24 protein-coding genes and 1 pseudogene are annotated in these 24,293 nt (G+C 71.2%); 7 read left to right on the forward strand and 18 right to left on the reverse strand.

Annotated elements, in window-relative coordinates:
- Positions 1 to 6: 6 nt before the first annotated feature.
- Complete coding sequence (locus LJ657_RS01195; RefSeq protein ID WP_232646198.1) at positions 7 to 258, reverse strand: DUF397 domain-containing protein; 252 nt, start codon at positions 256 to 258, stop codon at positions 7 to 9.
- A gap of 50 nt (positions 259 to 308) precedes the next feature.
- On the opposite strand from LJ657_RS01195, the gene LJ657_RS01200 reads away from it, so the two are divergent.
- Together LJ657_RS01200 and LJ657_RS01205 are read left to right on the forward strand one after the other, a co-directional pair.
- Positions 309 to 701: an ATP-binding protein gene (locus tag LJ657_RS01200; protein ID WP_232646199.1), complete on the forward strand. Its 393-nt coding sequence runs from the start codon at positions 309 to 311 to the stop codon at positions 699 to 701.
- Between the two features lie 35 nt (positions 702 to 736).
- Positions 737 to 1,273: a GNAT family N-acetyltransferase gene (locus tag LJ657_RS01205; protein ID WP_232646200.1), complete on the forward strand. Its 537-nt coding sequence runs from the start codon at positions 737 to 739 to the stop codon at positions 1,271 to 1,273.
- A 7-nt stretch (positions 1,274 to 1,280) separates the two neighbouring features.
- On the opposite strand, the pseudogene LJ657_RS01210 reads toward LJ657_RS01205, so the two are convergent.
- Positions 1,281 to 1,505, reverse strand: a pseudogene (locus LJ657_RS01210) (formylglycine-generating enzyme family protein); the annotation flags it as partial.
- A 74-nt stretch (positions 1,506 to 1,579) separates the two neighbouring features.
- Positions 1,580 to 2,980, reverse strand: a complete 1,401-nt coding sequence (pdxR, locus tag LJ657_RS01215; RefSeq protein ID WP_232646201.1) for a MocR-like pyridoxine biosynthesis transcription factor PdxR — start codon at positions 2,978 to 2,980, stop codon at positions 1,580 to 1,582.
- A 46-nt stretch (positions 2,981 to 3,026) separates the two neighbouring features.
- On the opposite strand from pdxR, the gene LJ657_RS01220 reads away from it, so the two are divergent.
- Positions 3,027 to 3,269: a hypothetical protein gene (locus LJ657_RS01220; RefSeq protein WP_232646202.1), complete on the forward strand. Its 243-nt coding sequence runs from the start codon at positions 3,027 to 3,029 to the stop codon at positions 3,267 to 3,269.
- Between the two features lie 71 nt (positions 3,270 to 3,340).
- Positions 3,341 to 4,525, forward strand: a complete 1,185-nt coding sequence (locus LJ657_RS01225) for a glycosyltransferase (RefSeq protein WP_232646776.1) — start codon at positions 3,341 to 3,343, stop codon at positions 4,523 to 4,525.
- A 105-nt stretch (positions 4,526 to 4,630) separates the two neighbouring features.
- Here the strand turns inward: LJ657_RS01225 and LJ657_RS01230 are convergent, their stop codons facing one another.
- Both LJ657_RS01230 and pepN read right to left on the reverse strand, forming a co-directional pair.
- Complete coding sequence (locus LJ657_RS01230; RefSeq protein WP_232646203.1) at positions 4,631 to 5,677, reverse strand: hypothetical protein; 1,047 nt, start codon at positions 5,675 to 5,677, stop codon at positions 4,631 to 4,633.
- Between the two features lie 213 nt (positions 5,678 to 5,890).
- Positions 5,891 to 8,467 (reverse strand): aminopeptidase N, encoded by a 2,577-nt coding sequence (gene pepN / locus LJ657_RS01235; protein WP_232646204.1) that lies wholly within the window; start codon positions 8,465 to 8,467, stop codon positions 5,891 to 5,893.
- Between the two features lie 148 nt (positions 8,468 to 8,615).
- Here pepN and LJ657_RS01240 point away from each other — a divergent pair, with 148 nt between their 5' ends.
- Positions 8,616 to 9,278, forward strand: coding sequence for a mycothiol-dependent nitroreductase Rv2466c family protein (locus LJ657_RS01240; protein WP_232646205.1), 663 nt, complete (start codon positions 8,616 to 8,618; stop codon positions 9,276 to 9,278).
- Positions 9,279 to 9,281: 3 nt separating this feature from the next.
- Here LJ657_RS01240 and LJ657_RS01245 read toward each other — a convergent pair whose 3' ends face one another.
- The 6 genes from LJ657_RS01245 to LJ657_RS01280 all read right to left on the reverse strand — a co-directional run bounded on the left by LJ657_RS01245 (position 9,282) and on the right by LJ657_RS01280 (position 13,979).
- Positions 9,282 to 9,509, reverse strand: coding sequence for a hypothetical protein (locus LJ657_RS01245; protein WP_232646206.1), 228 nt, complete (start codon positions 9,507 to 9,509; stop codon positions 9,282 to 9,284).
- Between the two features lie 87 nt (positions 9,510 to 9,596).
- Complete coding sequence (locus LJ657_RS01250; RefSeq protein ID WP_232646207.1) at positions 9,597 to 11,021, reverse strand: FGGY-family carbohydrate kinase; 1,425 nt, start codon at positions 11,019 to 11,021, stop codon at positions 9,597 to 9,599.
- A gap of 129 nt (positions 11,022 to 11,150) precedes the next feature.
- Positions 11,151 to 12,173: a 2-hydroxyacid dehydrogenase gene (locus LJ657_RS01255; protein WP_232646208.1), complete on the reverse strand. Its 1,023-nt coding sequence runs from the start codon at positions 12,171 to 12,173 to the stop codon at positions 11,151 to 11,153.
- Positions 12,094 to 12,855 (reverse strand): ATP-binding cassette domain-containing protein, encoded by a 762-nt coding sequence (locus tag LJ657_RS48035; protein WP_269785920.1) that lies wholly within the window; start codon positions 12,853 to 12,855, stop codon positions 12,094 to 12,096. Before LJ657_RS48035 ends, LJ657_RS01255 begins: the two co-directional genes overlap by 80 nt.
- On the reverse strand, positions 12,833 to 13,669 hold the full coding sequence (locus tag LJ657_RS01275; protein ID WP_232646209.1) for a DeoR/GlpR family DNA-binding transcription regulator: 837 nt from the start codon (positions 13,667 to 13,669) through the stop codon (positions 12,833 to 12,835). The genes LJ657_RS48035 and LJ657_RS01275 overlap by 23 nt, the downstream gene beginning before the upstream one ends.
- A 10-nt stretch (positions 13,670 to 13,679) precedes the next feature.
- Positions 13,680 to 13,979 (reverse strand): hypothetical protein, encoded by a 300-nt coding sequence (locus tag LJ657_RS01280; RefSeq protein WP_232646210.1) that lies wholly within the window; start codon positions 13,977 to 13,979, stop codon positions 13,680 to 13,682.
- A gap of 124 nt (positions 13,980 to 14,103) precedes the next feature.
- Between LJ657_RS01280 and LJ657_RS01285 the strand changes: the two genes are divergently transcribed.
- Together LJ657_RS01285 and LJ657_RS01290 are read left to right on the forward strand one after the other, a co-directional pair.
- Positions 14,104 to 15,543 (forward strand): FGGY-family carbohydrate kinase, encoded by a 1,440-nt coding sequence (locus tag LJ657_RS01285; RefSeq protein WP_232646211.1) that lies wholly within the window; start codon positions 14,104 to 14,106, stop codon positions 15,541 to 15,543.
- Positions 15,540 to 16,160 (forward strand): histidine phosphatase family protein, encoded by a 621-nt coding sequence (locus LJ657_RS01290; protein ID WP_232646212.1) that lies wholly within the window; start codon positions 15,540 to 15,542, stop codon positions 16,158 to 16,160. Before LJ657_RS01285 ends, LJ657_RS01290 begins: the two co-directional genes overlap by 4 nt.
- 10 nt (positions 16,161 to 16,170) lie before the next feature.
- Here LJ657_RS01290 and LJ657_RS01295 read toward each other — a convergent pair whose 3' ends face one another.
- The 7 genes from LJ657_RS01295 to LJ657_RS01325 all read right to left on the reverse strand — a co-directional run bounded on the left by LJ657_RS01295 (position 16,171) and on the right by LJ657_RS01325 (position 24,068).
- On the reverse strand, positions 16,171 to 17,553 hold the full coding sequence (locus LJ657_RS01295; RefSeq protein ID WP_232646213.1) for an amino acid permease: 1,383 nt from the start codon (positions 17,551 to 17,553) through the stop codon (positions 16,171 to 16,173).
- Between the two features lie 113 nt (positions 17,554 to 17,666).
- The gene (locus LJ657_RS01300) at positions 17,667 to 18,581 is read right to left on the reverse strand and encodes a TauD/TfdA dioxygenase family protein (RefSeq protein WP_232646214.1); all 915 of its coding nucleotides are present in this window, start codon (positions 18,579 to 18,581) and stop codon (positions 17,667 to 17,669) included.
- 15 nt (positions 18,582 to 18,596) lie between these two features.
- Positions 18,597 to 19,937 (reverse strand): LLM class flavin-dependent oxidoreductase, encoded by a 1,341-nt coding sequence (locus tag LJ657_RS01305; protein ID WP_232646215.1) that lies wholly within the window; start codon positions 19,935 to 19,937, stop codon positions 18,597 to 18,599.
- A 122-nt stretch (positions 19,938 to 20,059) separates the two neighbouring features.
- Complete coding sequence (locus LJ657_RS01310) at positions 20,060 to 20,776, reverse strand: ABC transporter ATP-binding protein (RefSeq protein ID WP_232646216.1); 717 nt, start codon at positions 20,774 to 20,776, stop codon at positions 20,060 to 20,062.
- Entirely contained in the window at positions 20,752 to 21,597 is an 846-nt protein-coding gene (locus tag LJ657_RS01315; RefSeq protein WP_232646217.1) for an ABC transporter permease, read from the reverse strand. Before LJ657_RS01315 ends, LJ657_RS01310 begins: the two co-directional genes overlap by 25 nt.
- Before the next feature lie 5 nt (positions 21,598 to 21,602).
- Positions 21,603 to 22,670, reverse strand: a complete 1,068-nt coding sequence (locus LJ657_RS01320) for an ABC transporter substrate-binding protein (RefSeq protein ID WP_232646218.1) — start codon at positions 22,668 to 22,670, stop codon at positions 21,603 to 21,605.
- Positions 22,671 to 22,901: 231 nt separating this feature from the next.
- Complete coding sequence (locus LJ657_RS01325; RefSeq protein WP_232646219.1) at positions 22,902 to 24,068, reverse strand: ROK family protein; 1,167 nt, start codon at positions 24,066 to 24,068, stop codon at positions 22,902 to 22,904.
- Between the last annotated feature and the right edge of the window lie 225 nt (positions 24,069 to 24,293).

The raw sequence follows: 24,293 nt of genomic DNA on the forward strand, positions 1-24,293 counted from the left end.
CTCGGCTCAGGCTGTTGCCTCGCGAAGGTGGGTGACGAAGGTCGTCCAGGCTGCGCGGGGCAGCAGCAGGGCGGGGCCGGTGGGGTTCTTGGAGTCGCGGATGGCGATCCCGCCGGGGGTGGGGCGGGCGGCTTCAAGGCAGTTCTGGCCGCCGTCTGACGCAGTTGTAGACCAAGTTCGAGTCGTTGCGCCGTGCGCCCGCGCTTCGTGGCCATGCGTACCGCCTTTGTGCTTCAGCACGTTGTGCTCGTTCAGCACGTTGTGCTCGTCGTCGTGGCCAAGGGAGCGGGGCGAACCACGACTGGAGCATGGGCTACCCCATGACCCTCCGGGGCGTCCGCCTCGCCCGGCTCCACACCCGCCGTCGACTGACCATGTGGAACTGGACCGGCGACATCGAGGACGCCGTCCTCGTCACCTCGGAACTGCTCGCCAACGCCGTACTGCACGGCAGGCTCCCTGGCTACGAACTGTGGTTGCGGATCGCCGAGTTGGAGGACAGCGGGCTGAGCATCGAGGTGTCGGATCCGGTGCTCGTATTTCCCCGAACCGCTGAGGAGCGACCCGACGGCGAGGGCGGCAGGGGTCTCCTGGTCGTCGCCCGACTCGTCGTCGAAATCGACTGGTATCTCCGCCCGGACGTCGGCAAGACGGTCCGCGCCCGCCTTGCCGCACTGCGGCTGCGTACGCCACCGGCGTGAAGGTCGCTCTGGGCGGAGAGACCATCATGTGGAGGATGACTGAGAACCAACCCTCTGTGACACCAACTGTGGTGCGGCTCCCGCGATACACGAAGGCTGAGCAGGACGAGATCCTCGGCGACGGCGATGATCCCTTCGGCGTTGCCGCGGCGGGACTGACCTGGCTGCCCAAAGAAGAACACTTCGGGATCAGACGCGGCAACCGGCTCGTGGCCCATGCCGGCCTGCTGCGACTGCCCGTCGCGATCGGCGAAGCCGAGACGCAGGTGGTGGGTGTCGGCGGGGTGGCCGTCGCACCCGACCTGCAAGGCCGGGGACTGGCGCGGCTCGTTGTCACAGCCGCACTGGAGCACGCCCGCACCATGGGCCCTCAGCACGCACTTCTGTTCTGCCGACCCGCCCTCGTGCCCCTGTACCAGCGCCTCGGATGGCACCCGCTGGACAAGGACGTACTCGTCGAACAACCCGAGGCCCACCTCGTGACCATGCCGCTGCGGACCATGGTGACGCCCCTCCGCGACAACGCTCGCTGGCCCTCAGGCGAGGTACGCCTGCTCTCGTTGCCGATGTGACCGCTCGTCACACGAGGGAACGAGCGATGCGGAATCCCACGTCGTCGACCTGGAAGGCCGCGTGGTTGCGGCGCCGCTCCGAGGCCCGGCAACTCCGGTGCTCATCGAACCAGCCGCCGCCACGGAGTACCCGGTAGGCGCCGTAGACCTCGGGGTCGTACACGTCCCAGCACCAGTCCCAGACGTTGCCGAGCATGTCGTAAAGCCCCCACGAGCCGGCCGACGGGAGCTTCGACCGGGTCGGGGGAGTGCTGGGGCGGCGGAGGGATCTTGGAGCGCCCTTGGCTGATTCCTGACCTCGCCGTTTCACCGGATCGTCGCGCAAAGCAGCCCCACCGCCTCCCCCACCGCCCCATCCGCAAGGTTCCCGTACCCCAGAACCAGTCCATGATCGGCGTGGCCCTCTGTGGCGTGATACGCAGCGAGGTCGGCGACGCGCAGGGAGCGGGCGGCAGCCGCCTCGACCACGATCGCCGTGTCCACCCTCGTGGGCAGCCGGAGGAGCAGATGGAGGCCGGCCGCGATGCCGGACACCGGGGCGTCGGGCAGCTGCTCGGCGAGGGCCCGGACCAGGGCGTCGCGGCGGTTGCGGTAGCGCTTGCGGCAGGCGCGGAGATGGCGGTCGTAGGCGCCTGATTCCAGCAGGTCCGCGAAGGCGAGCTGGTCGAGGGGTGGGGGCTGGGTTGCTGCCTGGTCGGCCTCGTGCAGCTCGCGGGTCCAGTGCGGGGGCGCGACGATCCAGCCGATGCCGAGCGCCGGGGAGAGGATCTTGCTGAGTGACTTGAACAGGACGACCCGGGAGGGGTCCATGCCCTGGAGGCTCGCGACCGGCCGGCGGTCGTAGCGGAACTCCGCGTCGTAGTCGTCCTCCAGCACGACGCCGTCCACCAGGCGGGCCCACTGCAGCAGGGCCGCGCGCCGGTCGGGGGCGAGCACGGTGCCCAGCGGGAACTGGTGCGCCGGGGTCGTCAGTACGGCCCGTAGACCCGGGTGGGCGGCGAGGTCGTCGGTGCGCAGGCCGCCGCCGTCCGCGCGGACCGGTACGACGTCCATGCCCGCAGCGCGGATCACCTCCCGGAGCCGGGTCCAGCCCGGTTCCTCGACTCCGACGGCGGTGATGCCGCGGGCGCGCAGGGCCTGGCAGAAGCGGCGTACTCCGTCGGTCACGCTCGTGCACACCGTCACGTCCTGCGGGGCCGCCGAGACACTGCGGGAGCGGCCCAGGTACTCGGCGAGCAGCCGTCTGAGCCGGAGGTGGCCGCCCGGCGGCGGGTAGCCGAACTCCGTGAACGCCACGTTCGTCGCCTGCGCGCGGACCGCGTCGGCCCATCGGCGCCGCGGGAACGCCCGCAGGTCCGGCAGGCCCGGGGCCAGGTCGTAGCGGGCCGCCGGAGCCTGGCGGGGTGCGCGGCGCGCGGAGCCGTCGTCCGGGCTGTTCGACCAGCGCACCCGGGTGGCGGAACCCGTCCGGGCCTCCAGATATCCCTCCGCGACGAGCTGGCCGTACGCCTCGGTCACGGCCCACCGCGAACAGCCCAGGTCGGCGGCGAGCTGCCGGCTGGGCGGCAGGGCGGTGCCCACCTCGATCCGGCCGTCCCGGATCGCCGAGCGCAGTGCCCGCTTCACCCGCTCGTGCAGCGGCCCGTCGGCGGCCTGCCCCAGGTGGAGCAGGAGATCGCTCGCCAGATTGGTCTGTGATTCCCGCATGTCATTGGACGGTAGCAGCGAGCCATTTCTCAGTAGCTTCGAGTACATGAAGGACGTACATGAGACCCACCCGTTGTTCCGCGGAGTCTTCGAGGACTGGCAGACCAAGGCGGGTGTCCTGTCGGCGAGACCGGACGCGCCGGTGGTGGCGGACGACTCCCCGTCGTTGCGGCTCGCACTGCGCCGGTTGCGGGCCCGCTTCGGGAGACCGCCCGGTAATTCAGCCGACTCGGACACGAGACGCCTAGTTCATCCGCACGAAACGTCCATGCCGCCTCATATCGGCTAACCCGCACTTCACGGGGATGGCTCGATTTGTGCAAGGCGGGTGGTCATATGCGCACAAGGCGCGGACTGCACGTGCTCTCGGTCTACGAGGGTTTCTTCTCCGGCGGTGCCCGGATCGTTCACAGTGACGTCGTGCTCGGACTTCAGGAGGGTGACCAGCAGCATCGCGTGCTGAGCCTCCATGGCGAGGTGCACCGGGAGGCCACCCGGCAGCGCATGGAGGACGACGCCTGCTACCGGTCGCTGACCGCGGCGGGCGTGGGCGTCACCTCCCTGGGCCGGGTCTTTCCCGCAAGCGGTGATCAGGCCACCTTCACCGGGCCGGAGCTGGCCGACACGGCGCGGGCGACGGCGGACGCGGACGTGATCCTCTCGCTGAAGGAACAGCCTCTGCGCCTTCTGAACCAGGCGGGCCTGCCGCGCCGCCCCGTCGTGGTCTGTCTGCACCGCTCCGACCCGGAGAACCAGGGGGCGGCACTCGACGAGCTGAAGGCCGGCATCGCGGACGGCAGGGTGGTGGCGTGCGTGTGCTGCGCGGAGTCGACCCGGGCCGCGTACGAGGCCGCCGGGATCCCGGCCGAGCTGCTGCACGTCATCCCGAACGGCGTGGACCTGCTGCGCTTCCGCCCCGACGCGGCCCGGCGGCTGGCACTGCGGGCCTCCCTCGATGTCCCGGTCGGGGCGCCGGTGGTCGTCTTCGCGGCCCGCTACGACGCGATGAAGAACGTCCCGCTGTTCCTGCGGGCGGCACGGGAGTGGCTGGAGCGGGAGCCCGACGCGCACGTGCTGATGTGCGGCGCGGGCATGACACCGACGAACCCAGGGCTGGAGACGGACATCAAGGCCGCGTTCGGCCCGCAGCGATCACTGGTGGACCGGGTGCACCTACTCGGCGTCCGGCACGACATGGAGTCCGTGTACGCCGGTGCCGACATCGTCGCGCTGACCTCCGCCTGGGGCGAGGCGGCCCCGCTGTGCCTGGTCGAGGGCATGATGTGCGGCGCCGTACCGGTCGCCACCGACGTCGGCGACAGCGCGGCGATCGTGGCGGGCCACGGCTTCCTCACGCCCCCCGATCCGGCGGCGATCGCCTGGGCCTGGACGGAAGCGGCAGCCTCCCGCACCGACCTGGCCCCCGCCCTCACCGCAGGCCGCGAGCGCTTCAGCCGCACCCGCATGATCGCGTCGTACGCCACCCTCCTCGACCGGGTCGCCGCGGGCGCCGCCGACAGGCCGGTACTTCCGGAGCCGCTGTGAGGCCTTCGGGCGGAGAGCGGGAGCGGCGCCCGACGGTGTACGAGGAGGGGCCACCGGTACCCGGTGGCCCCTCCTCTCCCCTCCTGGTCCCGCCCCGGTCCGTCACTACCGGGGCAGCACCACGACATACGCGGCGGGCTCCCGGTCGCCGGACGCCATCAGTGCCGTGCGGACGACCGCCGCCTGCTGTTCCATCGAGTCGCGCAGCTTCTTGGGCGTGATGTGGACGACCGTGATGCCCAGGCGCTCCAAGTGCTCCCGCTTGCGGGCGTATTCGGACCACAGGGCGTCCTCGTCCTGCCGTGGGGCCCGGGTGTCCAGCTCCACGGCCACCGCCTGCTCCGGCCAGTACGCGTCGAGGCCGCCGAGGTGGGGGCCGCCCGGCAGGCGGAGGTCCACGTTCCAGACCGGGTCGGGCAGGCCGTGGTCGCGGACCATCCGGTACAGCCGGTCCTCCGCGATGGCGCGGCCCTCGGCCAGCAGGGAGTCCACCGCGTCCACCACGTGCGGGCGGCTGAGCAGCTTCGCCTGGTTCAACGCCCGTACCACCGACGCCGGTTCGCAGTGGCCGGCGCGTACCGCCTCGGTCAGCAGTCGGCGTACCGCGCCCGCGTCCGCGAGTTCCGAGACCGCGTCGGCCAGGGCGCGGGGCACCGGCGCGATCGGAACTCCCGTCACCTGCTGAGGGGTCGGCAGCGTCTGCGTGCGCACGACCCGCGCGCAGCCCGCCGAGCGCAGCCGGCGCAGCCGGGGGACCAGGACGTCGATCTTCTCCAGCGACAGCAGCGGCGGCGCGGACGTGAAGCCGTGCAGCGTCAGCGCCGCCAGGCCCGTGATCATCGCCTCCGCGTAGACCGGTCGGTGCGGTTCCTCCGCGCCCGGCTGCGCCGGCACTCCGGGGGCCGACTCGCGCGCCGCGTACATCAGCACCGCGTGCAGCCGCTCCTCGCTGGTCGGCGGGCCGGGGTGGAGGAGGAAGACGCCGGGGAGGAGCTGCTGCCAGGGGCCGCCGGTGCGGCACTGCTCGGTCATCTCCGCGGACGAGACGCCGTGCGCCCGGAGCTGAGCCGTCGTCAGAACACGGCGGTGCGCCTCGGCAAGGTGGCGCAGGGGGCGGGGGGAGGCCGGGGGGAGCGGGGTGTTGTGGTTCATGCCGGGGGGTTTCCCGCGCTCGAACCCTCCTCTAACCGCTGTTACACGCCCGTCGACAAAAACGGACAAGGTGGCACTAAAGGACGCTTGTTCGGATGCCGATAGGGCAGGCAAAACCCCTGGTCCGTTCGGGTTGGACCAGGGGTTACGGGTGTGATTGACCGGATTCCGTAACGGTCACGGGTGGATCAACCGTTGGCCAAAGCCCGTGTCCTAGGCGCCCGCAGCCTGGGCCCGCATCGCCCGCGCCAGATCGTCGCGCGCCTCAAGGACCAGCCTCCGCAGCGCCGGCGCCGCGTCCTCGTGGGCCGCCAGCCACGCGTCCGCCGCGTCCAGCGTCGCCTGCGCGCCCTGCTCCGTCGGGTAGGACGGGAACAGGCCCCGAACCACGTCCATGCCGATCTGGATCGACCGCTCCCGCCACACCCGCTCGATCGCCGCGAAGTACTTCGGGGCGAACGGCGCGATCAGCTCCCGCTGCGAGGGCTGCGCGAAGCCCGCGATCGTCGCCTCCACCAGGGCGTTGGACAGCGCGTCCGACTCCACCACCTGCGCCCAGGCCTGCGCCTTCACCGCCTCGGAGGGGCGGGCGGCCAGGCAGCGGACCTGGTGGCGCTTGCCGGACGCCGTGTCGTCGCGAGCCAGCTCGGCCGCCAGCACCGTCTCGTCCGCGGCTCCGTGCGCGGCGAGGGGCTCCAGGAACGCCCAGCGCAGCTCCTGGTCGACCTCAAGACCGTCGATCTTCTCCGTGCCGTCCAACAGGCCGCGCAGCAGCGCCAGTTCGTCCGGACCCGCGGCCACCGACGCCAGGAAACGCGCCCAGGCCAGCTGCTGCTCGCTGCCCGGCTCGGCCGCCCGCAGATCCCGCAGGGCGACCTCGGCCAGCAGCCGCTCGCCGGTCTGCCGCCAGGCCGGCGCCGCGTAGTTGACCAGCGCCGAGTTCGCCCACGCGTGCAGCATCTGCAGGACGCCGATGTCGGACTCGCGGCGAGCGAACCGCGTCACCAGGTCCACGAAGTCGGCGGCGGGCAGCAGGGCGTCCCGGGTCAGGTTCCACAGCGCCGACCAGCACAGGGCGCGGGCCAGCGGGTCGGTGATCGACCCGAGGTGCTCGCGCAGGGTGGCCAGCGAGGTGTCGTCGAAGCGGATCTTGCAGTACGTGAGGTCGTCGTCGTTGACGAGCACCAGCTCCGGAGCCTCGGCACCCGCCAGCTCCGCCACGACCGTACGCGGACCGTCGACGTCCACCTCGACCCGGGTGTACCGCTCCAGGGCGCCCTCGGCGGTACGCCGGTACAGGCCCACCGCCACCCGGTGCGGCCGCAGCTCGGGGTGCGACTCGGCGGCCTCCTGCAGCACGGCCAGCTCATCCACCCGCCCCTCCGCGTCCAACAGCACCTGCGGAGTGAGGGAGTTGACCCCGGCCGTCTGGAGCCACTTCCGGGCCCAGGCGCTCATGTCCCGGCCGCTGGTCTCCTCCAGCACCGACAAAAGATCGCCGAGGCGCGTGTTGCCGTACGCGTTCCGCTTGAAGTAGCGCCGCGCGCCCTCCAGGAAGGCGTCCTGCCCGACGTACGCCACCAGCTGCTTCAGCACCGACGCACCCTTGGCGTACGTGATGCCGTCGAAGTTGAGCTTCGCGTCCTGCAGGTCGCGGATGTCGGCGGTGACCGGGTGGGTGGAGGGCAGCTGGTCCGCGCGGTACGCCCAGGCCTTGCGGCGGTTGGCGAAGGTGATCCAGGCGTCGGTGAAGCGGGTCGCGCCGACGTTCGCGAACGTGCCCATGAAGTCCGCGAAGGACTCCTTCAGCCACAGGTCGTCCCACCACACCATGGTGACCAGGTCGCCGAACCACATGTGCGCCATCTCGTGCAGGATGACGTTGGCCCGGCCCTCGTACGAGGCCCGGGTGACCCGGCCGCGGAAGATGAACTCCTCGCGGAAGGTGACCAGCCCCGGGTTCTCCATCGCGCCGAGGTTGTACTCGGGGACGAACGCCTGGTCGTACTTTCCGAAGGGGTACGGGTAGTCGAAGTGGTCGTGGAAGAAGTCCAGACCCTGCTTCGTGACGAGGAAGACGTCGTCCGCGTCGAAGTAGGGGGCCAGACCCTTGCGGCACAGGGCGCCGAGGGGGATCTCCAGCCGCGTACCGTCCTCGAAGGTCCGCTCGTAGGAGTCCGTGACGTAGTGGTACGGGCCCGCCGTCACGCACGTGATGTACGTCGAGATCGGCTTGGTCTCCGCGAACCTCCACACTCCGTCCGCCTGCTCGCCGGCGCCGTTGCTCCAGACCGTCCACCCCTCCGGCGCCCGTACCTCGAAGCGGAACGGGGCCTTGAGGTCCGGCTGCTCGAAGTTCGCGAAGACCCGGCGGGAGTCGGCCGGCTCGTACTGGGTGTAGAGGTACACCTCGCCGTCCTCGGGGTCGACGAAGCGGTGCATGCCCTCGCCGGTGCGGGAGTAGGCGCACTGGGCGTCGACCACCAGCTCGTTCTCGCCGGCGAGGTCCTCCAGCAGGACCCGGGAGCCGTCGAAGACCTGGCCGGGGTCGAGATCCCTGCCATTGAGTGAGACGGAGGTCACACTCGGCGCGATCAGGTCGGCGAAGGTGGCGGCGCCGGGTTCGTTGCTGCGGAAGCGGATCGTGGTGACGGACCGGAAGGTGCGCGGACCGTCGCCGTCCTCTTCCCCCACCGCCGTACGCAGGTCGAGGAACACGTCGTACCCGTCGACGGACAGCAGGGCGGCCCGCTCCCGGGCCTCGTCGCGGGTCAGATTCTCACCGGGCACGGGTGGCACTCCTTCTGGGCATACCGGACATAGGTGGGTGCGGCGGAACAGGACCGATCCTGCCATGTGCCCCTGACCCGGGGCACCCGGGAATGGGCGCGACGACGGCCGTTGTTGCCTGGGAAACGACCGTATTCCTGGGAGAGCCATGTCCGAGACCGCGACCACCTCCGCCAAGACCCCCGTCGACTTCTGGTTCGACCCGCTGTGCCCCTGGGCCTGGATGACGTCCCGATGGGTGCTGGAAGTGGAGAAGGTCCGGGACATAGAGGTCCGCTGGCACATCATGAGCCTGGCGGTGCTCAACGAGAACCGGATCGACGAGCTGCCCGAGGAGTACCGGGAGATGCTCGCCACCAAGGCGTGGAAGCCGGTGCGCGTGGTGACCGCGGCCTGGCAGAAGCACGGCGACGACGTCGTGGGCCCGCTCTACACCGCGCTCGGCACCCGTATCCACAACCAGGGCGAGGGCCCGACCGTCGAAGCGATCGCGGGCGCCCTGGCCGACGTCGGCCTGCCCGCCGACCTCATCGACTACGCCGACCAGGAGGACTTCGAGTTCGACGCCGAGCTGCGCGCCTCCCACAAGGAGGGCATCGACAAGGTCGGCCAGGAGGTCGGCACCCCGGTCGTCGCCGTCCCCGGCGCGGACGGCGAGCAGATCGCCTTCTTCGGCCCGGTCGTCACCCCGACCCCCAAGGGCGAGGACGCCGCCAGGCTCTGGGACGGCACCCTCGCGGTGGCCTCGGTCCCCGGCTTCTACGAGATCAAGCGGACGCGGACGGCGGGCCCGGACTTCAGCAACCTGTAGGGCTCACTCCTTGGCGGCCTCCTCCTTGCGGAACTTCTCGGGGAGGAGGCCGTGCTCGTGCCGGCGCCCGGCGGGGAAGTACGTCAGGCAGCCGACGGCGGTGCAGCGCCAGAGGTCGTCCACGAAGTACCGGGCCCCTTTCCTCTCCCGGACCGCCGCCTTCTCGTCGTCGTGGAGCCGCCGGAACTCCTGCATCGAGCCACAGGTCGGGCACTCCCGGTCCCTGATCATCAACCCCTCCTCGCCTCGACCCCCAGGCGGTAGTACAGCGCGTACTGGGCGAGCGCGTCCCGAAATCGCGGGGTTTCCTCGGGGCGTTCAGGCGCGCGCCCGCCTCCGCGCATCAGTCAGCCGGGCCAGATGGTCCTCGTAGGCCTTCGCGTAGTACGCCGCCCGGGCCGCGTCCGGCGCCACGACCGCCGTCGGCTCGGTCCACGCCGCCGTGTCCAGCGAGACCCCGTAGCGCTCCGCCGCCGCCAACGCCGCGCCCCGCGCGCCCACTTCACCCTCGACGACCCGCAGCGGACGTCCCAGCACATCGGCGAGCAGCCGCATCCAGGCGGGGCTGCGCGTCCCCCCGCCGCAGACGGCCAGCGAGCCCGTCAGACCCGCCGCCTCCAGGCAGTGACGGGCGGCGTACCCGATGCCCTCGCAGGTGGCGCGGATCAGGTCGCCCTTCGTCGACTCCAGGGAGACGCCGGTGAGTTCGGCGCGCAGACGGGGTTCGACGAACGGGGCGCGCTCGCCGGACGGGGCGAAGTGCGGCAGGACGCGGACGCCGTTCGCGCCGGGCGGGGTCCCGGCGAGCAGGGCGTCGACCTCGCCATGGTGGACGCCGGTCGTGGACAGCACCCAGTCCAGGGCGGCCGTGCCGACCATCGCGGGCATGGCGCGCAGCCAGTGACCGGGACGGTCGGTGGAGATGTACAGGCCGGCCGGCTCGCCGGTCAAGTCGAGGTCGGTCGTCGCAACCAGACTGGCCAGACAGGTGCCGACGATGAGCAGACCGTCCCCAGGCGTCGTGACGCCCGCACCGAGGGCGCACGCCGGGAGGTCGTACGGGCCGTTCGCCAGCCGTGTACCGGCCGGCAGGCCCTCGCCGCGCGCCGCGGCCGTCGCGATCGGATCGCCGACCGGAGCGAGCAGACCGCGTCGGTGGGCCAGCCCCAGCAGCTCCACCACCCGGTTGTCGTACGTCCGGGTCCGCGGGTCGAGGAACGGCATCGACGCGTCCGACACATCCGTCGTCACAGGCGCACCCGTGAGCCGCCGGAAGACCATGTCCTTGCAGTACAGGGCCGTGGCCGCCGTATCGAGGGACTTCGGTTCGTACCGGTCGAACCAGGCGAGCAGCGGCCCCGGACAGCCGGGGAACATGGCACTGCCCGTCCGCCGGAACACCGTCTCGAAAGTACCGTCCGCCAGCCACTGGTCGAGCAGCTCGTGCGCCCGCCCGTCCATCCAGGACGCGGCGGGCCGAACCGGCCGCCCGTCCTCGTCGACCAGCCAGACGCCGTCGCCCTGCCCGGTCAGCCCGGCGAGCTCCACCGGTTCGGTCACCCGCGCGGTCAGCGTTTCAAGCACCCCGACGACGGCCGTATACACCTCCTCCATGTCCTGCTCGACCACACCGCCGTGCAGCGCGAGACGCACCGGCTCTGCTTCGACGGCCAGTTCACGCCCCGCACCGTCAAACGCGGCGGCCTTCACCATGGACGTTCCTACGTCGATCCCGACGTACATAGCGCTCTCTCCTTTGCGGTCCGGTGGCGTTTTCAAGGGGCGCGGGGCTGTGTTTGCCATGCGGCTACCGCCGCGTGGGCGCGACAAGCCACGACGGCGCTGCAGACGAACGACGACACTCCCCGGCAGTCACGTCAACTCGTGCGCGAGGGCCTCCCCTCGCACCCACCGCCCCACTTCGGCGGCAGCGATATGCGCCGCCTTCTCCGCCACCGCCCGGGACGCCCCGCCCAGATGCGGGGTCATCACCACCCGGTCACGCAGTCCGAACAGCCGCGAACCCGCCGGTACGGGCTCCGTCGCGTACGTGTCGAGGGCGGCACCCGACAGCCGCCCACTCTCCAGCGCGTCGCACAACGCGTCCTCATCCAGCAGAGGCCCGCGGGCGACGTTCACGACGACCGCGCCCCGCGGCAGCAGCGAAAGTTCGCGCGCACCGATCAGACCACGGGTCTCGGCGGTGAGCCGGGCATGCAGGGTGATCACCCGCGACCGCCGCAGGAGTTCGTCAAGCGAAGCCACCCGCAGCCCATGGATCTCCCCGCGCACATAGGGGTCGTGGACCATCACCTGCGCACCGAAGGCGCACAGCGCGCGGGCGACCCGGCTGCCCACAGCCCCGTAGCCGACAAGCCCGACCGGCAGGTCCTCCAGCTCCAGTCCGCTGTGTTCGTACGTGTAGTACGTCGCCCCCTGCCAACTCCCCTCCCCGGCAAGGAGGTTGTGGGCCTGCGGGATGCGCCGCAAGGCCGCCAGCAGCAGGCCCACGGTGAACTCGGCGGTGGCGGCTGCGTTGCGCCCCGGGGCGAAGCACACGCGGACGTCGTGCCGCTTGGCCGCCTCCAGGTTGACGTTGACCGGGCCGCCCCGGCACACGACCACCAGCCGCAGGTCCGGGCAGGCGTCCAGGACACGCTCCGTCACCGGTCCCATCTGGGTGACCAGCACCTGCGCCCCCGCGAGCGCCTCGATCAGTTCGTCCTCGGCGTCGCTGGCCTCCGTCACCTCGGCCACCGGCCCGAAGGGTTCGAGCGGCCAGCCGAGGGTCAACTCGCGTACATCACAGGTGAGTTCATGGTCGAGTGCCGCCGTGATGAGCGACGGCAGGATGAAGTGGTCGCCAGCGGCGACGACACGCACGGATTCGCTCATCGCAGGGAGCTCCTGTCTTGGCGTCGAAGGCATGGGTGTGGTCGGGATCGGCGGTGACACGGACCCGCTCGCCGTGGGCGAGGGTGGCGATGCCCGCCTCCGGGAGGGGCTCGTGGGCGACGACCTTGGCGGGTATGCCCGCGTCGCCGGTGAGAGGGAGGTCCTCCGGGCGCACACCGACCACGACCTCCCGGCCCTCCGCCACCGGCAGCGCGATCCGTACCGCGCCCGAGAGACGGGCGTGACCCTCCGTGTCCGCGACGCCGGGCAGGAGGTTGACGGCGGGTTCGCGGACGAAGTCAGCGACGAAGACGTTGGCCGGGCTGTCGTAGATCTCGTAGGGCGTGCCGAGCTGCTGGATGACGCCGTCCTTCATCACGGCGATCCGGTCGGCCAGGGAGAGTGCCTCCTCCTGGTTCTGCGTGACCAGGATGGTGGTGTGCCCCCGCTGCGCAGGCAGCGCGACCACCGACGCACCGTCCACCAGGATGTCCCCGCCGGTCTCCGGCCCAAGGCCGGTGATCATCCGCAGGGTGGTGGACCTGCCGCAGCCCGACGGGCCGGGCAGCCCCAGCAGTTCCCCCGAGTGCGGCACGAGGTCCGTGCCGCGTACGGCGTGCACCGAAGGCCGGCCCCGCGACCGGTGGGTCTTGCGCAGATCACGTGGCTCCAGCACGGTCATCGCTGCCCTTCGTCGCGCAGACCTGATAGGTGACCTTGTGCTCGTCCAGGTCCCGCAGCGCCTGAGCCGACGCCCCGTCGTCGACGAGGAGCAGGTCGATGCGGGAGAGCGGGACGACCCGGTGCAGGGCGGTCCGGGCGAGCTTGGTGTGGTCGATGAGCAGGACGTTGCGGGCGGCCGAGTCGAGCATCGCCCGCTTCACCGACACGATGTGCTGCTCCTGGTGGTAGGCGTAACCCCCGTGCACGGAGGACGTCGACGCGAAGCACACGTCCACCCGCAGCGACTGCACCGCCTCCACGCAGGACACCCCGAGGAAGGACGAGTGCAGCGGGTCGTAGTCGCCGCCGAGGGCCATCAGATGGATGCCCCGCTGGTCGGCGAGCAGGTTGATCGCCTCCAGGAAGTTGGTGACGACTGTCAGCGGGGTGATCTCGCCCAGGCGCAGCCTGCGGGCTATCTCCAGGGTGGAGGTCGAGTCGTCCAGCATGATCGCCATGCCGGGCTCTATCGACCTCAGTGCGTGTTCGGCGACGGCGGCCTTCTCCGCCCGCATGGTCTTCAGCCGGTACTGCACGTTCGACTCGAAGACCCCCGACGGCTGGGCGGTCACCCCGCCCCTGAACTTCCTGACGAGGCCCTGCCGTTCGAGCTCGTCCAAGTCCCGGTGGATGGTCATCAAGCTCACCCCGAACCGCTCGGCGAGCTCCGCCGCGGTCGCCGAACCGTCGGCCAGGACCTGTTCGGCCATGGCGGACCGCCGGGCCGCGGGCCCCTGCTGGTGTGCGCTGCCGCCGCTGCTGTTGCTGCTCATCGTGTCCCGATCAGTCGTCCTGGACCTGGGGGCCGTCGGCCTCGAACAGCAGCAGGTTCTCAGGCCGGACCGTCAGCCGTACCGGATCGTCGGGCCGCAGCCCGCTCGTGTCGGCGCGCGGGGCGACCAGCGACACATGCTGCCCGCCCGGCCGGACGGTCACCTCGACGGAACGGCCGAGCAGGCCGCGAGGGACGGGGTGGCGGCGGCCCCGGCGGTGAGGGCGGGCAAGCGTCGGCGGTCGTGCGCGTGCGTGTCCATCGGTGACCTCCGGCCGGGGTCGGGCCCGGTGCGCTGTGTGGGGTGACACGTCGAGTCGACTCGTTAACAGAGGGTGTAACGGCGGAACATGACCGTCAATCCCTCGCGCACTCGAAAATCTCAGGGCAGAGTGAGAAGTTCACATCTCAGGTCGCGATCAGTGGGAGGTCCGGATGGGATATGAGGGCGAGGCGTGGCTGGGGATCGACCTGGGCACGCAGAGCGTCCGTGTGCTGCTGGTCGCCGCCGACGGCACGGTCCTCGGCGCCGGCTCGGCCCCGTTGGAGGGGCGGCGCGACGGGATACGGCACGAGCAGGATCCGGGCGAGTGGTGGCCGGCGGTGTGCGCGGCGGCCCGCGTAGCCCTCAGGGAAGGACCTTCCCGTATCGGCGGGCTCGCGGTGTGCGGGACGTCCGGGACCGTGCTGCTGACGGATGCGGCGGGGCGGCCGGTGAGCCCCGCGCTGATGTACGACGACGGGCGGGCCTGGGCCGAGGCGGAGCGGCTGCGGGGGGCGGGGCTCACGGTGCAGAACACGTGGGGCCTGCCGAAGGCGCTGTGGCTCCTGCGCAGCCACGGGCACGGTCGCATCACCCACCAGCCCGACCTCGTCGCCGCCCGCCTGGTCGGCCGTCCCGTCCCCACCGACTCCAGTCACGCCCTCAAGACGGCCTACGACGTGGAGGCCGACGCCTGGCCGGACTTCCCCGGCGTGCCCGCACTGCCCGACGTCGTACGGCCCGGCACCCCGCTCGGCGAGGTCTGCCCGGCCGCCGCCCAGGCCACCGGCATCCCGGCCGGCACCCCGGTGATCGCCGGGATGACCGACGGCTGCGCGGCCCAGATCGCGTCCGGGGCGCTGCGCCCGGGCTCCTGGAACTCGGTGCTCGGCACGACGCTCGTTCTGAAGGGGGCTTCCCGGACGCCCGTCCACGACCCCACCGGCGTGGTCTACAACCACCGTGCGCCGGACGGGAGTTGGCTGCCCGGTGGGGCGTCGAGCGTGGGGGCCGGGGTGCTGACGGCCGCCTTCGCGGGCGCCGACCCGGCCGCCATGGACGAGCGGGCGGCCGCCTTCGAGCCATCCGGTGCGGTGGCGTACCCCCTGGTCTCGCCCGGCGAACGGTTCCCCTTCCAGGCGCCGCAGGCATCCGCCCTGGTCCTGGGCGAGCCGGAGGGTGAGGCCGACCTGTGGGCCGCGCTGCTTCAGGGCGTCGCCTTCACCGAACGGCTCTGCCTGGACTACCTGCACCACCTCGGCGCCCCCCTGGACGGTCCGCTCACCTTCACCGGCGGCGGCGCCCGCAGCCCGTACTGGAACCAGCTCCGCACCGACATCCTCGGCACCCCCGCCCGCGTACCGGAACAGACCGAACCGGCCCTGGGGATGGCCGCACTGGCCGCTCACGGAACCGGATCGGGCCCTTTGACGGACGTGGCCGACCGCATGGTCCGCATCGACACCCTCCTCGAACCCCGCCCCGACCGCACGGCCCTGTTCGCCGAGCCGTACGCCCGCCTGGTCGACGAACTGGCGGCACGGGGCTGGCTCCCGCCACCCGTGGCCGCACACGCGCACGAGCGTCTCAACCGGAATACTGCGGACTCATGAGCACGACCCTCCTGCTGGCCCGGCACGGGCAGACCGTCTGGCACGCCGAGAACCGTTACGCGGGGGTGAGCGACGTGGCCCTCACCGACACGGGCCGCGCCCAGGCCGAGGCCCTCGGCCGCTGGGCCGCCGCCCATCCCGTCGACGCGATCTGGACGTCCACCGTCTCCCGCGCGATCGCCACCGCCGATCCCGCCTGCCGAGCCCTGGGCCTCACCCCGCACCGCGAACCCGGCCTGCGGGAATGCGACTTCGGGGTGGTGGAGGGCCGTACCCTCGCGGAGTTCGCGGCCGAGCACCCGAAGGCGGCGGAGGCCTTCCGCGCCGACCCGGTGGCCCACCCCTTCCCGGGCGCCGAGGACCCGACGGCCGCCGCGCGGCGGGGCGCCGCCGCCCTGCACCGCATCGCCGCCGCCCACGACGGCGAACGTGTCCTGGTCGTCGCGCACAACACCCTGCTCCGCCTGGTCCTGTGCGGCCTGCTGTCGATCCCCCTCAGCGACTACCGACGCGTCTTCCCGCGACTGCGGAACGCGGCGGTCACCGAACTCCGTATGGACACCGGGTCAATCGGCCTGATCGCGCTGAACGTTCCGTGCGAGCCGGACGCGGCGTAGGGGCGGCCGGTCAGTCCCTGGCCCGCTGCCGGGCGTACCCCACCGCCGCCAGGACCGCAGTCATCCCGCCGGTGTAGTAGAGCTGCACCCGGGTGCCGGGTTCCCGGGCCATCAGTACGAAGATCGCCGCCATGCCGGCCAGTGCCACCCAGGTCAGCCAGGGGAACGCCCACATCCGGACGGCCAGTTTCCCGGGGGCCTCCCGGTTCAGCCGGGCACGCAGCCGCAGCTGGCTGACCGCGATGAGGATCCAGACGACCAGGACCACCGCGCCGATCATGTTCAGCAGCCAGGGGAAGACGTCGTCCGGACGCCAGTAGCTGAGGACCACGCAGACGAAGCCGAAGACCGAGGAGGCCAGGACGGCGATCCGCGGGACGCCGCCCGACACCCGGCCCAGCACCTTCGGGCCCTGGCCGCGCCCGACGAGGGAGTAGGCGATGCGCGAGGAGCCGTAGATGTTGGCGTTCATGGCCGAGAGCAGGGCGACCAGGACGACCACGTTCATGAGCTGCCCGGCGCCCGGGATGCCGAGGTGGTCGAGGGCGGCGACGTACGGGCCCTTCTCGACGACCTCCTTCGAGTTCCAGGGGACGAGCGTCACGATGACCGCCATCGAACCGATGTAGAAGAGCGCGATGCGCCACATCGCCGTGCGGACGGCGCCCGCCACGCCCCGCACCGGGTCCTGCGACTCGGCCGCCGCGATGGTGACGGTCTCCAGGCCGCCGTACGCGAAGATCGAGGCGAGCACACCGACGATCAGGCCCTGGCTGCCGTTCGGCAGGAACTCGGTGAGGTTCGCGGTGCCCGGGGCGTCCGTGCCGGGGAGCACGCCCGCGATCGCCAGCACGCCCAGGATCAGGAACAGGCTGATCGCCCCGACCTTCAGGGCCGCGAACCAGAACTCGAACTCGCCGAAGTTCTTCACGGCGGCGAGGTTCGCGACACAGAACACCACCATGAACAGGGCCACCCAGCCCCACTCGGGCGTGTGCGGCAGCCAGCCCGTCACGATCTTCGCGGCGCCGATGCCCTCCAGGCCGACGGCCGTGCAGAGCAGCACCCAGAAGGACCAGCCCGCCGTGAAGCCGGCCCACGGGCCGATCGCCCGTTCCGCGTGCGCCGAGAACGAACCCGACGACGGATACGCGGCCGACATCTCGCCGAGCATCCGCATCACCAGCATCACGAGGAGACCGGAGAGGGTGTAGGCGACGACGATCGACGGCCCCGCGGCGGCGATACCCGCGCCGGAGCCGACGAACAGTCCTGCGCCGATGACCCCGCCGAGGGCGATCATCGAAAGGTGGCGCTGCTTCAGGCCGTGGGACAGGGTGGCGTCGGCGTCCGCCTGCGGCGGCGTCTCGACCTCGGTGGTGCTGCTGGGCATGGGCGCGGCTCGTCCAGTCCATGAGATGGGCAAAAACGCCCACAGTCTGGGCAGCCTCTCCGGTCAGGAGGAGAGGCTGCCCAGTATCCGGACGCTACCGCCACGTGCTGCGACTAGGCGGCTACGGATTCTGCGGATGCCACGGACGTGTAGTGCGACGCGTCGCCCTCGATCGAGTAGCTCTCCTTGCCCTCGACGCCGACCGGGACGTCACCGGCGACGGTCACCCGGTGCAGACGGCGCGGCAGACCGTCGTAGTTGTCGACGGCGTAGTGCTGTGTGATGCGGTTGTCGAAGAGGACCAGCTGGTTCTCCGACCAGCGGTGGCGCAGGATGTTCTCCGGCCGGGTGACATACGCCTGGAGCAGGTCGAGGATCTTGCGGGACTCGCCCGGCGACAGACCCACGATCCGCTGCGCGAACCCCCCGATGAACAGCCCGCGTTCACCGGTCAGCGGGTGGACGCGGACCACCGGGTGGACCGTGCGGTACTTGATCGACGTGAACTGGGCTCGCTGGGCGGCCTGCTGCTCGTCGAGTTCCTCCTCCGGTGCGGCGTAGTCGTAGTCGTTGGTGTGCTCCGCCCACAGCGTGTCCGCCAACTGGCGGAGCGAGTCCGGGAGTTGGCGATAGGCGGCCGCCGAGTCGGCGATCAGGGTCTCGCCGCCGTACGGCGGGATCGTGATGCTGCGCAGGGTGCTGGCCTGCGGCGGGTTCAGGACGAAGGTGACGTCGGTGTGCCAGTGGTTGGCGGCGCGACCGCGCTCGCTGTCGACGGGCAGGACGTTCGGGACGCCGTCGACGGAGGAGACCGTCGGGTGGGCGGTGGTGACGTCACCGAAGTGGCGGACGAAGGCCTGCTGGCCCGCGTCGTCGAGGTTCACGTCGTCGAAGACGAGAGCCTTGTGGACGTTGAGGGCCTCGCGGATCGCGGCGGCCGTCTCCGCGTCGAGCGGCCTGGAGAGGTCGACGCCGGAGACACGGGCGCCGATGCGGGCGGTGACCTTCTGGATTTCGCTGACTGACACTGGTGGCCGGTCCTTTCAGACGAGGGCGGGTTCCTGGGTGGAGTACTGGTTGGCGGGGCGGGGGAGGCCGTAGCGCTCCCGGAGGGTCTGGCGGGAGCCGTACTCGGTACGCAGCAGGCCGCGGGCGCGGAGGATCGGGACGACCTGCTCGACGAAGGTCTCCAGGCCGGAGGGCAGCACGGCGGGCATGATGTTGAAGCCGTCGGCGGCTCCCTGTGTGAACCACTCCTCGATCGCGTCGGCGACCTGCTCGGGCGTGCCCGCGAAGGTGAGATGGCCGCGCCCGCCGCCGAGCCGGCCGATCAACTGCCGGACGGTGAGGCGTTCGCGCCGGGCGAGTTCGACGACGAGCGTGTACCGGCTCTTGGCGCCCTCGATGGCGTCCTCGGGCGGCAGGTCGGTCGGCAGCTCGCCGTCCAACTCCAGGCTTCCCTCCGGGAGTTGCAGGAGGCGCTCCAGGCGGTCCACCCCGTGGGTGTACACGATGTGGTCCTCCAGCGCCTGCTCGTTCGCCCGCGCCTCGGCCTCCGTCGACCCGATGACCGGCACGATCCCGGGCAGCACCTTGATATGCCCGGGATCCCGGCCGGCCGCCGCCGTACGGGACTTGAGGTCGGCGTAGAAGGCCTGCGCGTCGGGCAGGGTCTGCTGGGCGGTGAACACCGCCTCCGCGTACCGCGCCGCGAAAGCCCTGCCGTCCTCGCTGGACCCCGCCTGCACGAGCAGCGGGTAACCCTGTGGCGAGCGGGGCACATTGAGCGCGCCCTCGACGCTGAAGTACGCCCCCTTGTGCCGGGGCGGGTGGATCTTCGCGTCGTCGCCCCAGACGCCGGCCGCCTTGTCGCCGACGATCGCGTCGTCCTCCCAGCTGTCCCACAGCTTCAGGGCGACATCGAGGAACTCGGCAGCCCGGGCATACCGCTCCGCGTGCGCGGGCTCGGCGTCCAGACCGAAGTTGCGCGCGGCCTCCGCGCCCGCCGTGGTGACGATGTTCCAGCCCGCCCGGCCACCGCTGATGATGTCCAGGGAGGCGAACTTGCGGGCCAGGTTGTAGGGGGAGTTGTAGGAGGTGGAGGCGGTGGCGATCAGCCCGATGTGCTCGGTGGCCGTCGCCAGCGCGGTGAGCAGGGTGAGCGGCTCCAGGGCGCCGGCGGGCCGCTGCGCGAGGGTGCCCCACAGCTGCGGCCCGTCGGCGAGGAAGAGCGAGTCGAAGGTGCCGCGCTCGGCGACCTGGGCGAGCCGCACGTAGTGGTCCAACTCGACGTGCGCGTAGGGATCGCTTTCGGGGAGGCGCCAAGAGGCTTCGTGATGACCGGTGTTCATGAGGAAGGCGTTGAGGTGGAGCTGGCGGGGCATGGGGTGTCCTTTGGGCAGGTTTTGAAAGCGCCGGGCGGGGCTCGGTCTTCCAGCCCGTCCGGCGTTTGGGGACGAGGCCGTTCAGGCCGAAGCGGGCTGGGGGCGGCAGCCCCCAGTGACGGTCACCCCACCCCCTCGGTGACACCCAGCGCCGCGAGCAACCGCCCCCGGTACTCGCCGCGCGCACGCGCATCCCGCTCGATGGCCAGATCGAGCCCGACCCGCCCGGAGTCGAGCACCAACACCCGATCAGCCAGCACGATCGCCTCATCCACGTCATGGGTGACGAGCAGCACGGACGGCTGATGCCGTGTCCACAGCTCCCGCAGCAAGGCGTGCATCCTGATCCGTGTCAGTGCGTCCAACGCCCCGAACGGCTCGTCGGCCAGCAGTAGTTCGGGCTCGCGGACCAGCGACCGGGCCAGCGCGGCACGCTGGGCCTCGCCGCCGGACAGCTCGCTCGGCCAGGCCCGTTCACGGCCTTCCAGGCCCACCTCGGCGAGGGCCGCGCGGCCCTTCCGCTCGGCGTCCGCGCCGTTCAGGCCGAGGAGTACGTTGTCCAGGACCCGGCGCCAGGGCAGCAGCCGGGAGTCCTGGAAGACGACGGACACCTTCTCCGGGGCGGTGAGCCGGCCGCTGCCGGCGACCTTGTGGTCCAGGCCCGCGATCGCCCGCAGCAGCGTGCTCTTGCCGGAGCCGCTGTGCCCGAGCAGGGCCGTGAACTGCCCCGCCGGGAGGTCGAGGTCGATGCCGTCGAGGACGGTCCGACCCTCGAACGACCGTGTCAGTCCCCGGAGCTGTACGGCGGGCCGGGTCAGCTGCTCAGTGTGCGGCGCCATGACAGCACCCTCCGTTCGATGAGACGGACCGCGCTGTCGGAGACCAGGCCGAAGATCCCGTACACGAGCAGGCCGACGAGGATGACGTCGGACTGGCCGTAGTTCTGGGCCTGGAACATCATGTAGCCGAGTCCGCTGGTGGCGTTGATCTGTTCGAGGACCACCAGGCCCAGCCAGGACCCGGTCACCCCGAGCCGCAGTCCCACGAAGAATCCGGGCAGGGCACCGGGGATGACGATCTGGCGGACGAACCGGAGGCGGGACAGCCCCTGGACCTCGGCGAGTTCGACGAAGCGGCTGTCGATGCCGGACAGCGCGGAGTGGGTGTTCAGGTAGATCGGGACGTAGACGACGATGGCGATGATCGCGATCTTGAACGCCTCGCCGATGCCCAGCCAGAGGATGAACAGGGGGATCAGGCCGAGCGTCGGGATCGCCCGGTTGAGGTTCACGGTCCCGTCGATCAGCGCCTCGCCGACCCGGCTGAGGCCGGCGGCCAGCGCCAGGACCACCCCTGCGGCGAGACCGATCGTGAAGCCGTACGCGGCCCGTTCGAGGGAGGTCAGGATGTCCGTCGGCAGCGTCCCGGCGGACCACAGGCGACCGGCGGTCCGCAGCACCGTCCAGGGTGCCGGGATCGCCCCGGGGTCGAGCTGTCCGGCGGCCGAGGCGGCGGCCCACAGGGCGAGGAGGAGGGCGGGGCCGATCAGCCGGGAGGCGGGCAGAGCCCTGCCGGGGGAGAGGCCGCGGCGGCGGCGCCGTACCGGCTGGTCCTCCTCCTGGGCCCGCACCGGGAGTACGGCGGGCGTGGTGGTGGTCATGGCGGTCACCTCCGGTACTCCGCCGGCACGGCCCTGGCGGCGATGGACTCGAAGCGGTGGTCGAAGAGCGAGGAGACGTCGAACTTCTTGACGAAGCCGCCCTCCGCCAGCAGATCGGCGGTCTCCTGCTCCCACTTGACCGCCTCGCCCCAACTCGGCGGGAACAGCGGCTTGTTGGCGAGCTTGCTGATGCCTCTCGCCTGCGCGAGGGTCAGGTTCTGCGTCTTGACGTAGAACTCCTCGTTCCAGGCGTCGGGGTTCTCGTACGTCCAGACCTGGCCCTTGGCCCAGTACGGGATGTACGCGGCGACCGCGGCGGCCTTCGCGGGGTCGTCGAGTACGGAGGTCGGCGCCCACAGGAGGTTGAGGAGGTCGACGACGTCCGTGGTGATGGCGTGGGCGCCCTTGGACCCGTACTGCTGGAGATAGGCGGGCGCCTGCTGGTTGGCGAGCGGTGCGATGTCCACCTGGCCGGACTGCAGGGCGGTCAGGAACTGGTTGCTGGTCAGCGGCACGAGCTGGACGTCGTCGTACCCGAGGCCTGCCTTCTTCAACGCCCGCAGGAGTACGACACCTTGGGCCTGGCCCTGCGAGAAGGCGAGCTTCCTGCCCTTGAAGTCGGCGACCGACCGGATGTCGCTGCCGGGCTTGGTGGCGAAGAGGTAATTGGGCTTGCGGGTGATGTCGATCGCGACGATCTTCGCGTCGAAGCCCTGGTAGTGCGCCTGGATCGGCGGGATGCCCGCGTTGTTGGCGACGTCCAGGGACTTGGCGCGGAAAGCGTTGATCACGTCCGGTCCGGCGCCGATGTTCAACCAGCTCGATACGTTGAACGGCGGATCTCCCAGTTTGGCCAGTCTGAACTGGAGTTGCTGGGTGTTCTGATACGAGGCGATCTTAAGGCTCGTACCGGCCGGAACCTTGTCGGCGAGCGGCGCGGACGAGACGCCTTTGCTGTCGGCGACCGCACTGCTGCCTGCGCAGCCGCTCAGTCCTGCGACACCGGCCGCGGCACCGAGCAGTGAGGTGAGAAAGAGCCGTCGGTCGACACCCGGCAGCGTAGAAGAAGACATGGCGGTACTCCGTGAGTTTCAGAAGGAGAGAGTGCAGGCGGAATTCTGGGCAGGGCGGAGCCGGAGAAAGGAATTCACAGAATTCACGCAGGAAGAAATGAGCGCTTCACACGCGGCAACGTGTCAGCAACAAAGGGTGCGACAGCTCACGATCGGGCTCATGAGCACGATGTTCCCGGCCTGCCGTGATCCCTGTCAATATTCCGAGGTTCTGAATTAAATAGCGTCAGGTCAAGCGGCCAGCGGATCCCGGTAGAGCACGTCGAGGGCCACCGAACCGCCCGCCACCGCGAGCACCGAATCCGGGAAACTCGTCGGCACCACGGCAGCCGCACGCTCGTCGCCGACCCCTTCGCGCAACGCGTTCAGGCAGTCCTCCCGGTGAATGATCCCGACCTCCGTCACGACCACCGTCTCCGGATTGAGCACATCCAGCAGCAGCCGCGCCGCCCGCCCGATCACCCCCGCACGCTCCACCAGCAGCCGTACGGCCTCGGGATCGTCCGCGGCGGCCGCCGCGACCACATGCATGGGGTTCACGCCGTCGGTCACGCCCGCCTCCCGCGCCCGCCGGCACAGCGTCCGCTCGCTCAACTCGGCCTGCAGGCAGCCGGTCCGCCCGCAGGCGCAGGGCTCCGTGCCGCCCGGCACCGGCAGATGGGCGATGGCGCCCGCCTGGGAGCGGGGCCCGTGGTGCACCTCGTCATGGGTGGCGAACGCCGCGTCGACGACGTTGCCGACGAACAGATGCAGCATGCTCCCGCTGCCCCGCGCCCGCCCGAACAGCCGCTCCCCGTTGACCAACGCCCGCGCGTGGCCGTCCACATGGACCGGCAGCCCGGTGCGCTCGCCGAGCACCTCCCGCACCGCCACGTCCCGCCAGCCGAGCAGCGCATGCTCGACGACGGTGCCGGACTCCCGGTCCACCCAGCCGCCGACGGCCACCCCGACACCGAGCGCTCTGCAACGGGGGTTGCCGGCCAGTAGCGTCCCGAGGCCCTCGGCGGCCCGGGCCAGCACCCACCCCGGATCGGTGCGCTCGTGCTTCAGCTCGCGCCGCGCCACCACCCGGCCGCGCAGGTCGAGCAGCGCGACCGTGGTGTAGGGCACGGCCACATGGACCCCGCCGACCACGAACCGCGAATCGTCCAGGTCGACCGGAACATGCGGACGGCCCACCCCGTTCGAGCGCCGGGGCACGGCCGACTCGCGGATCAGGCCCAGTTCGGCGAAGCGGGCACAGTAGTCCGTCACCGAAGCGGGCGAAAGGCCGGTCAGCCGGGCGATGGTGCTGCGGGCCACCGGACCGTGCTCCAGCACGGACCGCAGCACGACGCTCGCGCTGGTGCGGCGGCGGGTGGAAGGGGACGCCAGGGGGGATGCCGTGGCAGAGGGCATGGGAGACCGTCCTCGGGAACGGGGCCGACACGTCTCGGAGGTGTGAGGCGCGCCGCGGCCCGCCTCACACCGGACGGCGACAGGTGGCAGCACCCTGGCGTCGCAGGTCGACATAGCGACGCGACGTGAAGTTCAGGGCCTGGGCAACCATGGCTCGAAGAGTAGGCCAGAAAAGGTGAATCCGGCCAGACCACTAGGATTCATTTGGTGAGACCCTACAGACCT

It is taken from the genome of Streptomyces guryensis (assembly GCF_021261325.1).
GTDB lineage: Bacteria > Actinomycetota > Actinomycetes > Streptomycetales > Streptomycetaceae > Streptomyces > Streptomyces guryensis.